We start from the raw sequence: 15,340 nt of genomic DNA, 5'->3' as shown, positions 1-15,340 counted from the left end.
AGGATTCCGTCCCTACCCGAGCGGGCAGGATTCCCTGATCCGTCCCTGAGGATTGCCTCATTCCGCGCCCGGCGCCGGACATTTCGGGGAGCATGGGAAGCGTCCCACCCACCCGCCCCCGACGGACGGAGCCCGCGATGGCCGGACTGCCCGACGACTTCACCGGACACGACCCCACGCGGCCGGGGCCGGGCGGTGGCGCCCGGGCGATCCGCTGCCCCGCCTGCCGCCGCGAGCACCTCTACGAACCGCCCTCCCTCCCCTGCCCGTGCGGGGCCTCGCTCAAGGTGCCGCTGCTGCGCGGCGGGGTGCCGGTGCAGGTGCGCTTCCGGTCCTGGGAGGACTCCTGGCTGAGCATGCGCTGCCCGCACTGCGGCCGCTCCGACCAGTGGCCGCAGCCCGAGTTCACCTGCAACTGCGGCGCGACCGTCCGGCTGCCGGTGGACCGCGCCACCCGGCTGGGCGGCGGCACCGCCGCCCCGCTCGCCGCCCCCGGCCCGCAGGCCGCCCGCCCGTACCCGGCCCGCCCGGCGAACGCGCCCGCACCGGCCCCGTCGGCGCCGCCCCCGGCCGGCCGTTCCCGCCCGTTCCGCCACCGCGCGCCCTTCCGCCCGCACCCGGTGCGCACCTCGCAGGACGCGGTGTTCACCGCCGCCCGCTACCTGGAGTGGCTGGGCTTCGACGACCTGGAGCTGACGGAGGCCCAGGAGCGCGACGGGGTCACCCTGCTGGGCAGCCGGATGGTCGCCCAGGTGGACACCTGGACCGAGCCCGCCGACGTGAAGTCGGTCGAGTGCCTCTGGCTGCAGACCCTGCACGCCGAGGAGATGGCCGCCGCGATGTTCACCCTCGCGGGTTATTCGCACCAGGCCACCGTGCGCGGCGAACAGCTGCTGGTCGCCCTGTTCAGCCTGGACCTGGCGGGTGTGCCGCAGCCCGCGAACGGCGCCGCCGAGGCCCTGATGGAGACCGGCTGGACGTCCTGACCCACCGGGCGGCCCGCCGGACCGCCGGACCGCCCGCTGGACCACCCGCCCGACCGCCCGCCTGGCCACCGCCCGTCACCACCCCCACCGCCGACCGGTCTCCTCCCTTGCGCACCCCTAGATCATTTTTCCTCCAAAAGCAACAACCTTCGCTCGTGATCTGGTGCACAAGCTCACCCCCGTGTTGAATTGCGGCCACAGCGCGGGCCTTTCGCCCTGTCGTCGCCATGCGTGCGGGTCGTGGCGACAGGGCCTCAGGGGCAGGTCCGCGCCCTTGCCGGATGGCGCACACAAGGAGGTGGCGTTGTCGGAGCACGGATGGGACCCGAGCGGCCCCAAGGGGCGGGGGCGGGCACCGGAGGAGCCGGGTGACACCGTGTGGCGGCTGAGGTCCCGGGGGTGCTGGCAGGAGGCCGCCGAACTGCTGCGGCCGGCCGCCGAGGACGACCCGGACGCGGCCCTGGGGCGGGCCGAACTCCTCATCGAACAGTGCCTGTTCACCGCGGCGCACTGGCCCCAGGCGGAGCAGGCGCTGCGCCTGGCGGAGGCCCTGGCCTCCGGCACCGAGCAGCGCGCGGCCGCCGCCTGCGCCCGCGGCTTCCTCGCGTACGTGGCAAGCGTGCTCGGCCCGCGGGACCGGCTGGACGAGGCGCAGGCCGCGCTCGGCCGCACCTCGGCGCTGCTGCCGCCGGACGCCCCGGGCCGCCCGCTGCTGGACTTCCGGCGCGGGCTGGTCGCCGAGAACCTGCTGCGCGACCGCAGCGCCGCGTGGATCGCCTACCGCCGGGCGCACGAGGGCGCCGGCGAGCGCGGGGACGAGCTGCTGCGCTCGTACACCTGGCGGCACCTGGCCGCGCTGGCGCTCTCGCGCGGGGACCGCGGGAACGCCCGGGAGGGCTTCGAGGCCTCCCTGCGGCTGCGCGAGCAACTCGGCTTCACGGTGGGGGTGGCGCCGGCGCTCGCGGCGCTCGCCGAGGTGTCCGAGCCGCCCGAGGCCGCGCGGCTGCGGTCCGAGGCGGCCCGGCTGGTGGCCGGTCTGGGCGGGGTGCCGGTCTGGCTCGCGCGCCAGTTGGGCGCGGCCCGCGCGCCGGGGCCTCCCACGGACGGGCGCATCGCGAGCGAGACCGGCGGAACAATCAGCTAAGGTGAGGCTAACCTGGCCGGGGGGAGCAGTACCCCGGCCAGGTCGCCTTGCCGTTCCCCGGGCACCGCCATGCCCCGGTCCGGCCCCGTCCGGCACTCCACCACCGCCGGACACCGCCGGGCGGACCATGGGCGCCCCGGTCGACCCGATGGGGCCGCCCATGACCGCGAGCAGCACCCGGCCCGGCCCCAGGCCGCACGCCCCCCGCACCACCGGGGCGCGCACCCCCGTCCCCGCCCCCGCTCCCACCACCCCGGGCGCCCCCTCGTACCACCGGCTGTCCGGACTCACCCCCATGCTGACGGTGCGGTGCGCCCCACCCCGGCACCGCGACGGCTGGCTGCCCGCCGCCGACCTCGCCGCCCGCCCCCAGGCGGTGCGCGAGCTGATCGCCCACGACGCCCGGCAGGGCCTCGCCCGCTACGGGCGGCCGCTGCGCCCGGACGTCGCGGCCGGATTCGGACTGCACCGCTTCGTCTGGCCGGTCTCGCTGCTGTTCACGCTGCCGTGGTTCCTGGAGCGGCGCGTCCCGCTGCTCGCCCTCGGGGACGTCGCTTTGCGGCGGCACCCCGACACGGTCGAACTGACCGTCCGCCCGGCGGAGTTCGCCTGCCTGCCGGACGACCCGGCGGCCGGCTCGGGGCGGGCCAGGACGGTCCCGGACGACCCGGCGCTGGCCGCCGCCCTGCGGTCCGCCCTGGGCGCCTTCCTGGCCCCGGTGCTCGCCGCCTTCGGCCCGGAGGCCAGGCGCGGGCCCCGGGTGCTCTGGGCGATGGCCACCGACGCGGTGGTGGAGGGGCTCTGCTACGCGGGCGGGCTGCTCGGGGAGCAGGAGCGGGCGCGCACCGAACTGTCCGCGCTGCTGGCGCCCGGCGAGGCCCTCGACCCCGCGCACACGCCCGGCGCGGGCGACTGCCCCGCTCCGGCCCCCGCACCCTTCACCCCGGGCGCCGGTTTCGCGGCCCCGGCGCCCGGGGCGGACGGCGCGCCGCCCCCGGACCGGTCCCGGGCCAGCTGCTGCCTCGTCTACACCGCGGATCCCAAGGACATGTGCGGCGGCTGCCCGCGCGTCACGCGACGTTGACGAAAGCCGTCGGGTACCGGGTTCGAAGAGCCCGCACTTCCCGGAACCATCCACGTCGGATTCCCCGACCATGCGATGGTCGCCGGCCGGAATCCCGATCCGGGGACCAGGACCGGACGGGACCGGAACCAGACGGGACCGAGACCGGGACCGGACGGGGCGTCAGGCCGCTGCCATCGCCGTCCCGCTGAGCTCGAACCACATCCGCTTGCCGGATCCCCGCGGCTCCACGCCCCAGGAGTCCGCGAGCGCCTCGACCAGCATCAGGCCCCGCCCGGAGGAGGCCTGCTCCCCCGGTGTGCGGCGGGTCGGCCAGAGGTCCGACTCGTCCTCCACCTCGACCCGCAGCCGGGCCCGGCCGCCGTCCGCCTCCGGCTCACGGTAGAGCCGGGCGGTGAACATGGCGTCCCGGTCGGTGTGCCGGATGGCGTTGGTGACCAGCTCGGAGGAGAGCAGCTCGGCGGTGTCGATGAACTCGGCCACGCCCCAGCGGCGCAGCGCGTCGCGCAGCTCGGCCCGCACCTCGGCCACCCGCGCCAGGTCGGCCTGGCCGATCCGGCGGCGCAGCTGCTGGGCGGTCAGGCCGCCGGCCGGACCGTCCCAGCGCAGGAGCAGCAGCGCTATGTCGTCCTCGCGCTCGCTGGAGTCGGCGGCCTGGGAGGCGATCCGGTCGGCCAGCTCCTCCAGCGGGTCGCGGGCGGCCTCCACGGCCTCCGGCAGCGGGCGGGTGAGCACCCGGGTGAGCCGGGCGACGCCCTCGTCCAGGTCCATGCCGCGCGCCTCGACCAGGCCGTCGGTGCAGAGCACCACGGTCTCGCCCGGATCCAGGCTGAACCGGGTGACCCGGTACTCCTGGTCCGGGTCGATGCCCAGCGGCAGCCCGCCGGCCACCGGCACCACGGCGGCGGTGCCGTCCGCGCGGCGCACCACCGGGTCGAGGTGCCCGGCGCGGACGGCGTAGACCACGCCGTAGTCCACGTTGACCTCGGCGTAGGTGCAGGTCGCGAAGTGGTCGGTGTCCAGGTCGGCGAGGAAGCGGGAGGCGCGGGCCATCACGGCGGCCGGCGGGTGCCCCTCGGCCGCGTAGGCGCGCAGCGCGATCCGCAGCTGCCCCATGATCCCGGCGGCGTGCACGTCGTGGCCCTGGACGTCGCCGATCACCAGGCCGACGTGCCCGCCGGGCAGCGGCACCACGTCGTACCAGTCGCCGCCGATCTGGAGGCCGGAGCCGGCCGCGAGGTAGCGCACGGCCGTGGTCACGCCGGGGACGGACGGGACGGTGCGCGGCAGCATCACCCGCTGGAGGCCGGCCGCCAGCTCGTGCTCGGCGTCGTGCAGCCGGGCCCGGGCCAGCGACTGGGCGACCAGCCCGCCCAGGGTGGTCAGCAGGGTGCGCTCGTCCGCGTCCAGCTCGCGCTCGTCGTCGAAGCTGACCACGCAGACGCCGATCGCCCGGCCGCTGGCCACCAGCGGCAGGTACGCCCAGGAGCCCCGGCCGGTGCGGCTGGTCGGCTCCCACACCTCGGGGTAGCCGTCGCGGAACTCGTCGCGGGTCGAGACGAAGACCGGCGTGCGGTGGCGCAGCGCCTCGGCGGCCGGGTGACCGGGCGGCAGCACGGTGCGGTCCCAGACCGCCAGCGAGTCGGCGCGGTAGCCGGAGGCGCCGAGGACCTGCGCCCGTCCGGCTTCGAAGGAGGCCAGCACCAGACCGTCCGGCGGAAGTCCGGGCAGCGGCAGCTCGGTGAACACCCGGGCCACGTCTCGCACGGTGACGGCTTCGGAGAGGGCGCGCGCCGCCTCCTTGATGAACCGGGAGCGCTCCTCGCGCAGCAGGGCCATCCGGTCGGCGTGGTCCCGCTTGTGCAGCTCGACGGTGGCGTCCCAGACGAACCCGACCATCCGGGAGGCCCGGCCGAAGGCGTCGGCGAGCACCCGGCCGCGGAAGCGCACCGCGCGCATGCCGCCGGTCGCCCCGACCGTGCGGTAGTAGGCGCCGCACTGGCCCAGCTCGGCCACCGCGCGCTCGACCCGGCGGCGCACCACGGGCGCGTCCTCGGGGTGCAGCAGGGCCAGGAAGGAGGCGGCGGTGCGGTCGAACCGGCCCGGCTCCAGGACGTCCAGTCCGACGATCGCACAGGCCCGCTGGTCGCCCTCCAGGACGTCGCGGCGGATGTCCCAGTCGAAGGAGCCGATGCCGTTGGCCGCCATCGCGGGCTCCAGCCAGTCCGGCATGGTGTCCGCGGAGGACGGCGGCAGTCCGCCCGACAGCACGGGCGCCAGCCGGGCGGCGGCGAGGCTCGGGGACGGGCGCACCCCGGAACCGCGGCGCGAGGGCTGGGCGGGCGGTCGGGCCCGGCCGGTCCCGGTGGTGGTGGGGCCGGCGGCGAGCTGCCCGGGGGTGCGCGACTCCGGGGCGCCCGGCTGCTCGGCGACGCGCGGCTCGACGGCTCGCGGGTTGGCGGCTCTCGGGGTGGTGGCTCTCGGGGTGGTGGTGCGTGACTCCACGGTGCGCGGCTCCACGGTCCTCGGCTCTACGGTTCGCGGCTCTACGGTTCGCGGCTCGACGGCGGGCGCCGCGCCGGGAGGAAGTGCCGACCCCGGCGACTCGGGCTCAGTGGGCATGCTGCTCCTGCCGCTGCCGTGGCGGACCGCGCCGACCATCCGGACGGGCCGCGTGGCGGTGTGATGGGTCGTGCTGGATAGGACGGTGCGACGGACGGTGGCCGGTCGAGGTTCGGTCTCCCCGCTGCTTCCCGCACGTGGACACACATTCCCACCATCCTGGCCAATGTTCGGCCGAGCGGCAATGCCAACGGGCCGGAAACCTTCCGTTCCGCCTTCCGTTCAAGGCTTCCTTCGACGGCGAATCAATCGGCTGCGAACAATCGTACGACCCCGGTGCCGGCGGCGGGCCCGGGGCCGTCAGGCCGTGTCGGCGCCGGTGCGGTGGCGGTGCGGTGCCGGTGCCGTGCAGGCGGCGGCATCGATGCCGTGCAGGCGCCGGTGCCGTGGCCGTGCCGCGCCGGTGCCGTGGCCGTGCCGGTGCCGTGGCGGTGCCGTGGCCGTGCCGCGCCGAGCTCAGGGCGTGGCGAGTTCGAACCAGGTGACCTTGCCGTCGCCGCGCAGCTGTACGCCCCAGGAATCCGCGAGCGCCTCCACCAGCAGCAGGCCGCGTCCCGAGGTCGCGTACTCGGCCTCCGGATCGCGGCGGCGCCCGGGCAGTCTGCTGGTACCGTCCTGCACCTCGACCCGCAGCCGGTGGTCCGAGCCGAGCACCGCGTCGAACACCGCGCCCTTGCCCGTGTGCAGCAGCGCGTTGGTGACCAGCTCGGAGGAGAGCAGCTCGGCGGTGTCGGACAGCTCCGGCACCCCCCAGTGGCTCAGTGCGGTGCGCAACCGCCGCCGGACCGCGCCCACCCCGACCAGGTCCGCCGGGTCGAGCGTGAGATGCAGCCGCCGGTGCACGGCACAACCCGGAGCCGGCGTGCCCGGCAGGGTCGTCCCGGTGCCGCCGGTCGGCCCCTGGACCGCCCCGGACCGGTAGGCGTCGCCGGAACTCGTCCGCTGCCGCGGGAATCGCGACTGACCGTCCATCAACACATGCCCCCGCCCTGAAATCCGGGCCCCCGCCTCCGGATCCCCCGCCGGCCGGGTGGCCCCCTCGTTCTGACCACTCATCCTCATGCCCAGTTGACGGCGTTTGCAACAGTGTGCGTCCGATCACGTGGGGTGAAAGGGGCACGGGGTGGTTCGCGTGATCCAACTGCCCGCGCCGGACAGGTTTGCGAAGCGCAGAGGCCGTTTTCGAGGAAGCCGTCACCCGATCCCGCGCACACCCGGCGCCCGTACCGGCCGTGCGCCCGACCACGCGCCCCTCCCTCGCTCCCGTCGCGCGCCGGGTCCGGGCACCGGGCGACGGGCACCGGGCGACGGGCACCGGGCGACGGGCACCGGGCGACGGGCGACGGGCGACGGGCGACGGGCGACGGGCGACGGGCGACGGGCGACGGGCCGGACACCGGGGCCACGGGTCGGGCCCGTGGGCCAGGTCCAGGCCCTCACGGCCCGCCGACCCCCGCCCGGCCCCTCACCCCCATCCCCCGCCCAGCAAGCCGAACCCCCGCACAGCGGCAACGCTGGACAGGGCGGCCCGGTGCGGGTTCAATGGCCCGAGATGTTTGAACGACGTTCTAACATCGACGACCGACAGCCCCGAGGCCCCGAGCCGACCCCCTCCCCGGCGACCGCGAGCGAGGAACCGTGCGACTGACCCCCACCGAGCGGGACCGGCTGCTGATCTTCACAGCAGCCGAGCTGGCCCGCGCCCGCCGCGCCCGAGGCGTGCGCCTCAACATCCCCGAGGCCACCGCGCTGATCGCGGACGCCGTCTGCGAGGCCGCCCGCGACGGCCGGCGGCTGGCCGAGGCCATCGAGGCCGGCCGCTCCGTGCTGACCGCCGACGACGTCCTGCCCGGCGTGCCGGACGTGGTCACCGTCGTCCAGGTCGAGGCCGTCTTCGACGACGGCACCCGCCTCGCCGTCGTCAACGACCCGTTCAAGGGCGCCGGCTCGCTCGGCGACGAGGCCCCCGGCGGCGCGCTGATCGGCGACGGCGCCGGCTACGACCCGATCGAGGAGACGCTGCTGCTCCCCGTGCACAACACCTCCGGGGTGCCGATCTCGGTCACCTCGCACTTCCACTTCTTCGAGGCCAACCCGCGGCTGGCCTTCGACCGGGCCGCCGCCTACGGCACCCACCTGGCCGTCCCGGCCGGATCCTCGGTGCGCTTCGACCCCGGCGCCACCGTCGAGGTCGGCCTGGTGCCGATCGGCGGCGAGCGGGTCGCGATCGGCTTCGCGGGGCTCGTGGACGGCCCCCTCGACGCACCCGGCGCGAAGGAGGCCGCCCTGGCGAAGGCCCGCGCGACCGGCTACCTGACCGGCTTCGACGACTCGGAGGTGCCCTCATGAGCAAGCAGAGCGAGCAGTTGAACGAAATCTCCACGAGGGCATGGCGCGACGAGCGAAGCGAGGCGGGAGCATGACCTCGATCACCCCGCACGACTACATCTCCGTGCACGGCCCGCGCGCCGGGGACCGGGTCCGGCTCGGCGACAGCGGGCTGATCGTCCGCGTGGAGTCCGACTCCCAGGCACCCGGCGACGAGTTCCTGGCCGGCTTCGGCAAAACCGCCCGCGACGGCCTGCACCTCAAGCCCGCCGCGGTCCGGGACACCTGCGACGTGGTGATCAGCAACGTCCTGGTGATCGACGCGATCCAGGGCATCCGCAAGACCTCGATCGGCCTGATCGGCGGCCGGATCGCCTCGATCGGGCGCGCCGGCAACCCGGACACCCTGGACGGCGTGGACGTGGTCGTCGGCACCGGCACCACGATCGTCTCCGGCGAGGGCATGATCGCCACCGCCGGCGCCATCGACACCCACGTCCACCTGCTCTCGCCGCGGATCATGGAGGCCTCGCTGGCCTCCGGCGTCACCACCATCATCGGCCAGGAGTTCGGCCCGGTCTGGGGCGTCGGCGTCAACTCGCCCTGGGCGCTGCGCCACGCCTTCAACGCCTTCGACGCCTGGCCCGTCAACATCGGCTTCCTGGGCCGCGGGTCGTCCTCCGACGAGGCCCCGCTGATCGAGGCGCTGGCCGAGGGCGGGGCGTCCGGCTTCAAGGTGCACGAGGACATGGGCGCGCACACCCGCGCCCTGGACACCGCACTGCGGGTCGCCGAGGAGTACGACGTCCAAGTCGCCCTGCACACCGACGGGTTGAACGAGTGCCTGTCGGTCGAGGACACCCTGAAGGTGCTGGAGGGCCGGACCATCCACGCCTTCCACATCGAGGGCTGCGGCGGCGGACACGTCCCCAACGTGCTGAAGATGGCCGGCGTGCCGAACGTCATCGGCTCCTCCACCAACCCCACCCTGCCCTTCGGCCGGGACGCCCTCGGCGAGCACTTCGGCATGATCGTCTCCGCGCACGACCTCAAGGTCGACCTGCCCGGCGACGCCGCGATGGCCCGCGACCGCATCCGGGCCGGCACCATGGGCGCCGAGGACGTGCTGCACGACCTCGGGGTCATCGGCATCACCTCCTCCGACGCCCAGGGCATGGGCCGGGCCGGCGAGACGGTCCGCCGCACCTTCGCCATGGCCGGGAAGATGAAGGCCGAACTCGGCCCGCTCGACGGCACCGGCTCGTACGGGACGACGGAGAGCGGCGACGACAACGAGCGCGTGCTGCGCTACATCGCCAAGCTCACCATCAACCCGGCCATCGCCCACGGCCTCGCGCACGAGGTCGGCTCCATCGAGGTCGGCAAGCTCGCCGACATCGTGCTGTGGCGCCCGGACCACTTCGGTGCCAAGCCGCAGCTGGTCCTCAAGGCCGGCTTCCCCGCGTACGGCGTGGTCGGCGACCCCAACGCCTCCACCGACCGCTGCGAACCGCTCGTCCTGGGGCCGCAGTTCGGCGCCCACGGGGCGACCGCCGCCGACATCTCGGTGGCCTTCGTCGCCCAGGCCGCCGCCGACGGCGCGTACCTCGACCAGGCCGCCGACGGGCTGCCCACCCGCCGCCGCCGGGTCGGCGTCCGGGGCACCCGCGGCATCGGGCCGCGCGACATGGTGCGCAACGCCCGCGTCGGCCACGTCGAGGTCACCGAGACCGGCCTGGTCTCGCTGGACGGCTCGCCGCTGCGCTCCGAACCCGCGGACAGCGTCTCGCTCAGCCGTCTCTACTTCCTCTGAGCCCCCCACCGCGCCCTCCACCGGGCCCCCCACCGGGCCTTCCCTCGCGCCCCCAAGGCCCCGGATCCCCTTAGGACTTGATGATGACCACCCCCACGCCCGCCTCGCTCGGCTACCGGATGCCCGCCGAATGGCACCCGCACGAGCGCACCTGGATGGCCTTCCCCACCGCCAACCCCACCTTCGACGGCCCCGAGCAGCTGCACGCCGCCCGCCAGGCCTGGGCCACCGTCGCCGACACCATCGTCCGGTACGAGCCGGTGACGCTGATCGTCAACACCGGCGAGACCGAGGAGGCCCGCAAGTACGTCTCCGAGCGGGTCGACATCGTCGAGCGCCCGCTGAACGACGCGTGGATGCGCGACATCGGCCCGTCCTTCCTGATCGACGGCAAGGGCTCGCTGGCCGCCGCCGACTGGATCTTCAACGGCTGGGGCGCGCAGTCCTGGGCCCGCTGGGACAAGGACCAGCACATCGCCGAGCACATCAGCGAACTGACCGAGGTGCAGCGCTTCGCCTCCCGGCTGATCAACGAGGGCGGCGGCATCCACGTCGACGGCGAGGGCACGGTGCTGGTCACCGAGACCGTCCAGCTCGGCGAGGGCCGCAACGCCGACTGGACCAAGGAGGAGGTCGAGGCCGAGCTGCACGCCTTCCTCGGCACCACCAAGGCGATCTGGCTGCCGCGCGGACTCACCCGCGACTACGACGAGTTCGGCACCCGCGGACACATCGACATCGTCGCCTCCTTCGTGCGCCCGGGCGTCGTCGTCGCCCACGTCCAGCCCGACCCCTCGCACCCGGACCACGAGGTCTGCCGCGAACTGGTCGCCGTCCTGCGCGCCGCCACCGACGCCCGGGGCCGCCCGCTGGAGGTCATCGAACTGCCCGCCCCCACCGTCCTGCTGGACGAGGACGGCGAGCCCGTCGACTACTCCTACATCAACCACTACGTGGCCAACGGCGCGGTCGTCCTGTGCGCCTTCGACGACCCGCGCGACCAGGAGGCCGCCGCCATCCTCGGCGAGGCCTACCCGGGCCGCACCGTCGAACTCGTCGACGCCCGCGAGATCTTCGCCAACGGCGGCGGCATCCACTGCATCACCCAGCAGCAGCCGAAGGCGCTCTGACGCCCGGCGGCCTTCCGGCCGTCCGGCCGTCCAGCCCGATGCCTGCCCAGGCGGGGCCCTCACACCCCCGCCCGGGCGGCCCGCCGCGCCCCGCCCGTCCCACCGAGGAGACCCGCACATGGCCGACCCCCGCCCGCGCCGGCCGGCCCGCCCCCGCGAGGAGGTCTTCGCCACCGCCCGGGCCGCGATCGCCGAACACGGGCTCGCCAAACTCACCATGGCCGGGCTCGGCAAGCAGCTCCAGATGAGCGCCGGACACCTCCTCTACTACTTCGGCAGCAAGGACCAGCTGCTGCTGGAGACCCTGCGCTGGAGCGAGGACCAGCTCGGCACCCGCCGCCGCGAGGCCCTCGCCGACCGCACCCTCGACCCCTGGCAGCGCCTCGACGCCTACCTGCGCCTCTACCTGCCGGAGGGAGCGGGCGACCCGCGCTGGATCCTCTGGGTCGAGGTGTGGGGCCGCTCCCCCGCGAGCGCCGAGATCCGCCAGGGCCAGCAGGAGATCGAAACCCCCTGGCAGGCCGACCTGGTCGCCCTCATCGAGGAGGGCGCCACCACCGGCCACTTCACCCCGGGCCCCGCCGCCGACCGCGCACTGCAGATCCGCGCCCTCCTCGACGGCCTCGCCGTCCCCATCGCCATCGGCCTCCCCGACGCCCACCGCCCCGCCGCCCTCACCCAGGCCACCGCGGTCACCGGCATCCTCCTGCGCACCTGACCCCGCCGGCCCAGCCGGCCGCCGCCGCACCGGGGCAGTCACCGAACACCGAACAGGTCGTCAACTGCCCTCACAGCGCTGTGAACCAGCTCGCGGTCGGGGCCGCGAATCCGCCGCGCCGGCGCACACCCGGCAGCAGGCGGCAAGCCGCCCGGGCGTCCCGCCCCGCAGCCACACCCGGCCCTTCACCACGTCGCCTTCCCGCAGCGCCCCGCTCCCCCAGGCCGCACGCCCTCGCGTCCTCGTATCCTCGCGCCCTCGCGCACGCCGCACGCTTGAGAAGTCGACCCCATCGACTTCTCACGCACCCCCCCGGCCTGCCGGCCACCGAGCCGAATATGCCGACCGGTCTACAGATTCATGCCCGACCCGGGCGGCCCCGCGCGCGGAAAGTCGGCGGTGCGCCGTCCCGAGCAGCTGCTTGTCGCCCAAGGTGGCTCCAGGGCGCGGGAAGTCGGCCCAGCCGACTTCCTGCGCACACCTCCGGGGTCGAGCGCTAGGCAATATGTCGACCGGCCTACAGATCTCCCTGACACAACCGACGCCAAGCCACCCGCGCACGCGTCGGGGTGCGCAGCGCGCATGAGAAGTCGACCCCATCGACCTCTCAGGCAAACCCCGATACCGGCCGCCCGGGCCGGAACATCACATATGTCGACCGATCTACAGATACATGCCAGGCCCGGGCAGCCTCGCGCGCGAGAAGTCGGCCAGGCCGACTTCCTGTGCACCTCTCCATGCCGAGCGCCGAGAATATGCCGACCGGTCTACAGATTTACTCCCGACACAACTGGCGCCAAGCCACCAGCACGCGCGTGAGTGCGCAGTGTGCGTGAGAAGTCGGCCTGGTCGACTTCTCGGGCGGCAGGCCAGAGTGGGGCTGTCCTGGGGCCGCGCGTGAGAAGTCGATCGAGTCGACTTCTCGTGCTCGCGTGCGAGGGTGGACGGTGTGTGGGCCGGTCGGGCGTCACTCGGTCCAGATGGCAGCGGCCGTGCGGTCGTCGGCGTAGCCCTTGGCGCGGACCTGGACCTGGCGGAGGAAGTCGACGGTGCCCGGCGGGTGGGGGTGGGCCCAGTGCGTGGAAAGGAAGTGCGCGACGGCCGGCTCGTCGGCGATGGGGCGGGCGAGGCCCGGAGCGCAGAGGAGGAGGATGTCGCCCGGCGTCGCGGGGACCAGCCGGAAGCGGAACGGACGCGGGCCCGGCACCGGGGCCTCCGGGATCGGCGGCTGGCCGTCCGGGTGGTGCAGCAGGCGGGCCGCGTAGGCGTCGATCCAGTGGCCGGAGCGCAGCAGGTAGAGCCCGCCCGGGCCGACGCCGAAGGCCGCACGGTAGCCGGCCTCCGGGTCCAGCGACACCATCAGGCAGTGCAGCGACGCCGGGGACGGGGTGTCCTCCCCCTCCGCCTGCGGCGCCAGCGCCCGCAGGGGGGCGGCCGCGCCGGTGGCCAGGCGCTGGAGGCCGTAGCGGAGCCGGTCACGGGCGCCGTCGCGCAGGTCGGCGGCCAGTCCGGCCCGGCTGCGCCCGATCGCGGCGGCGAGCTGGCGGCACGCCTCCCCGGTGGCGGCCGCGACGGCCTCCGGGCTGACCGTCTCCTCCTCGGCTCCGCCCGAACGGTCGAAGCCGCCGAGGACGGCGAGCAGCAGTCCGTCCGGCCCCTCGCCGAACCGGGTGACCAGCAGGGAGTCACGGCGCGGCTCGCCCCGGTAGCGCGCGGAGTCGCCCCGGACGGAGGCGGCGCGCAGGACGGACGGGCCGTACTGGGCGCCGTCCAGCACGGTGTCCGGTACGAGCGCGCGCAGTGCACCCGGGTCCGCCTCGGGTACGGCCGTCGGCTCGGGTCCGTAGGTCGGGGGGCGTTCGCCGACGTGCGGGACGGCGGTGCCGCCGTCGGCGAGCGGTGCGCGGGTGGCCAGGCGGGGGTCGGGGGCGGCTGCCGCCTGGGCCACGGGCTCCGGGTCGGGTTCCGGGGTGTGGACGGGTTCGGGCTCGGGGGTGGGCGTGGGAACGGGGGCGGGGGCCTCGGGTTCGTCCGCTTCCACCTGCTCCACGGGAGCCCCGGGCTCCTCGGGCTCCTCGGGCTCCTCGGGCTCCTCAGCAGCGGCGGGCTCCGGCTCCGGTTCTGGCTCTGGCTCTGGCTCCAGTTCCGGGGCGGGGGCGGGAGCGGGGGCGGGGGCGGGCGCAGGTGTCGGGGTGGGCTTCTCCAGCGAGACCGGGTCCGGGACATCGGGCTCCGGTTCCGGTTCGGGTGCGGGTGCGGGTGCGGCCTTCGGGGCGTCGCCGGCGAAGGCGGGGGCCGGGAACCGGTGGGTCTCCGTGGAGGTCCGCTGACGCCCGATCCCTTCCGTCCCCCCGATCACTCCGACCGCGGTGTCGAACCAGTCGTCGATGCTGTCCCGGTTGTCCGCCGCCTGAGCGCCATCGGGTTCCCCGGTGCCCCCTGACTCCGGTTCCGCCGAGCGCTGCTGCCCGATGAGCCCGACCGCCGTGTCGAACCAGTCGTCCACGCTGCCGTCCCCCGGGTCGGCGTGCGGGGTGTCCGGGAGGGTGCCCGCCGGACCGTCGTAGACGGCGTCCCACCAGCCGTCGTCCGGCCGGTGCGGCTGTGGTGCGGGTGCACCCTGCTTACTCATCTGGCGGCTCCTGGTCGTTCCGTGGTCGCGCCGCCCCCGGCGGGCCGGGCGGGCCGGGCTGACGTCATTGTTCTCCACCTGCGAGGACCCTGTCCGGGTTTCGGCGACAACCGGTCACCCACCGGAACATCCCGGCCACCGCGCTCACCAGGCGGTTCGCCGGGCCGTCCCCGAAGGCGCCACCCGCTCGTCCGCTTCCGTTCCGTCCGTGCTTGCCGGATGTGTCCGGAGCAGGGCGTTTCCTGGTCATCCGGGTGTGCGGGCCGCCGAAAATGAGGGCCGATGGGGGGCATCGCATCACTCGTTCGGCTGATTAAATGTGCGCATGACCGCGTCGGCCCCCAGTTCGCCCCGACCGGGGAGGGCCGCATCCGCGGGCCGCCCGGCAGGTGGGCTGTTGGTCCTGCTGCTCGTCACGTTGCTGACGCTGCTGCCCTGCGCGGGTCAGGCGAAGGCGGTGGACGGCTCCGGCCAACCGGCGCCGCACGCGGCCCCGGCCGGCGCCGTCACCGTCGTCAGCGTGGTCAGCGTCCAGGTCGCCACCGGGCACGCCTCCTACACCGGGCACGCCGCGAAGGTCGCCAAGCCCGCGAAGTCCTCGGACCACCGCCGGACGGCCGAGGAGCAGGGGCACTGGATCCTCTGCACCGCCGACGGCCAGCCGCCGCGCGACAACGGCTGCTCCAGCCACCCGTACTGCTCGCAGGACGCCCAGCTGCCGAACCCGCCGCCGCAGCCGCAGCCCGCCGTGTCACCGCTGGCGCCGGCCGCGCCCGAGGCGCTGCCCCGGGTGGTGCCCGCCGGTCTGCTGGACGGCGCGCACCCGGTGCCCGATCTGCACGAACTCCAGGTCCACCGGTCCTGAGTGGAACCCAGCGCCGGC

At 75.1% G+C, this 15,340-nt stretch carries 11 protein-coding genes; 8 read left to right on the top strand and 3 right to left on the bottom strand.

What is annotated here, in order from left to right; genetic code table 11:
* Positions 1-137 precede the first annotated feature (137 nt).
* The 3 genes from ABZ449_RS21090 (at position 138) to ABZ449_RS21080 (ending at position 3,214) form a co-directional block, all read left to right on the top strand.
* Positions 138-986 (top strand): hypothetical protein, encoded by an 849-nt coding sequence (locus tag ABZ449_RS21090; protein WP_360347805.1) that lies wholly within the window; start codon positions 138-140, stop codon positions 984-986.
* Positions 987-1,362: 376 nt separating this feature from the next.
* A complete protein-coding gene (locus ABZ449_RS21085) occupies positions 1,363-2,130 on the top strand; it encodes a hypothetical protein (RefSeq protein WP_360347897.1) in 768 nt (255 codons plus the stop codon).
* A 160-nt stretch (positions 2,131-2,290) separates the two neighbouring features.
* Entirely contained in the window at positions 2,291-3,214 is a 924-nt protein-coding gene (locus ABZ449_RS21080; protein WP_360347802.1) for a (2Fe-2S)-binding protein, read from the top strand.
* A 162-nt stretch (positions 3,215-3,376) separates the two neighbouring features.
* On the opposite strand, the gene ABZ449_RS21075 is transcribed toward ABZ449_RS21080, so the two are convergent.
* Positions 3,377-5,719: a SpoIIE family protein phosphatase gene (locus tag ABZ449_RS21075; protein WP_360347799.1), complete on the bottom strand. Its 2,343-nt coding sequence runs from the start codon at positions 5,717-5,719 to the stop codon at positions 3,377-3,379.
* A 573-nt stretch (positions 5,720-6,292) separates the two neighbouring features.
* Positions 6,293-6,808 carry an ATP-binding protein gene (locus tag ABZ449_RS21070; RefSeq protein WP_360347796.1) on the bottom strand — a complete coding sequence of 172 codons (516 nt, stop codon included), beginning with the start codon at positions 6,806-6,808 and terminating at the stop codon, positions 6,293-6,295.
* A 666-nt stretch (positions 6,809-7,474) separates the two neighbouring features.
* Between ABZ449_RS21070 and ABZ449_RS21065 the strand changes: the two genes are divergently transcribed.
* The 4 genes from ABZ449_RS21065 (at position 7,475) to ABZ449_RS21050 (ending at position 11,825) form a co-directional block, all read left to right on the top strand.
* Complete coding sequence (locus ABZ449_RS21065) at positions 7,475-8,185, top strand: urease subunit gamma (RefSeq protein WP_360347793.1); 711 nt, start codon at positions 7,475-7,477, stop codon at positions 8,183-8,185.
* 70 nt (positions 8,186-8,255) lie between these two features.
* Complete coding sequence (locus ABZ449_RS21060; protein ID WP_360347790.1) at positions 8,256-9,977, top strand: urease subunit alpha; 1,722 nt, start codon at positions 8,256-8,258, stop codon at positions 9,975-9,977.
* A gap of 80 nt (positions 9,978-10,057) precedes the next feature.
* Complete coding sequence (locus tag ABZ449_RS21055) at positions 10,058-11,107, top strand: agmatine deiminase family protein (protein ID WP_360347787.1); 1,050 nt, start codon at positions 10,058-10,060, stop codon at positions 11,105-11,107.
* A 118-nt stretch (positions 11,108-11,225) separates the two neighbouring features.
* Complete coding sequence (locus ABZ449_RS21050; protein WP_360347784.1) at positions 11,226-11,825, top strand: TetR family transcriptional regulator C-terminal domain-containing protein; 600 nt, start codon at positions 11,226-11,228, stop codon at positions 11,823-11,825.
* 967 nt (positions 11,826-12,792) lie between these two features.
* Here the strand turns inward: ABZ449_RS21050 and ABZ449_RS21045 are convergent.
* Positions 12,793-14,457, bottom strand: coding sequence for a hypothetical protein (locus tag ABZ449_RS21045; RefSeq protein ID WP_360347781.1), 1,665 nt, complete (start codon positions 14,455-14,457; stop codon positions 12,793-12,795).
* A gap of 397 nt (positions 14,458-14,854) precedes the next feature.
* Here ABZ449_RS21045 and ABZ449_RS21040 point away from each other — a divergent pair, with 397 nt between their 5' ends.
* Positions 14,855-15,322, top strand: a complete 468-nt coding sequence (locus tag ABZ449_RS21040) for a hypothetical protein (protein ID WP_360347778.1) — start codon at positions 14,855-14,857, stop codon at positions 15,320-15,322.
* Positions 15,323-15,340 lie beyond the last annotated feature (18 nt).

It is taken from the genome of Kitasatospora sp. NPDC005856 (assembly GCF_040629945.1).
Lineage (GTDB): Bacteria > Actinomycetota > Actinomycetes > Streptomycetales > Streptomycetaceae > Kitasatospora.
Note: the sequence above shows the minus strand (reverse complement) of the source record. Positions and strands in the feature narration are given on the sequence as shown.

Bases quoted from the DNA above. Each gene is read 5' to 3' on its own strand.
- ABZ449_RS21090 (WP_360347805.1), top strand. From the start codon at position 138: ATGGCCGGACTGCCCGACGACTTCACCGGACACGACCCCACGCGGCCG.
- ABZ449_RS21080 (WP_360347802.1), top strand. From the start codon at position 2,291: ATGACCGCGAGCAGCACCCGGCCCGGCCCCAGGCCGCACGCCCCCCGC.
- ABZ449_RS21070 (WP_360347796.1), bottom strand. From the start codon at position 6,808: ATGGACGGTCAGTCGCGATTCCCGCGGCAGCGGACGAGTTCCGGCGAC.
- ABZ449_RS21060 (WP_360347790.1), top strand. From the start codon at position 8,256: ATGACCTCGATCACCCCGCACGACTACATCTCCGTGCACGGCCCGCGC.
- ABZ449_RS21055 (WP_360347787.1), top strand. From the start codon at position 10,058: ATGATGACCACCCCCACGCCCGCCTCGCTCGGCTACCGGATGCCCGCC.
- ABZ449_RS21050 (WP_360347784.1), top strand. From the start codon at position 11,226: ATGGCCGACCCCCGCCCGCGCCGGCCGGCCCGCCCCCGCGAGGAGGTC.
- ABZ449_RS21045 (WP_360347781.1), bottom strand. From the start codon at position 14,457: ATGAGTAAGCAGGGTGCACCCGCACCACAGCCGCACCGGCCGGACGAC.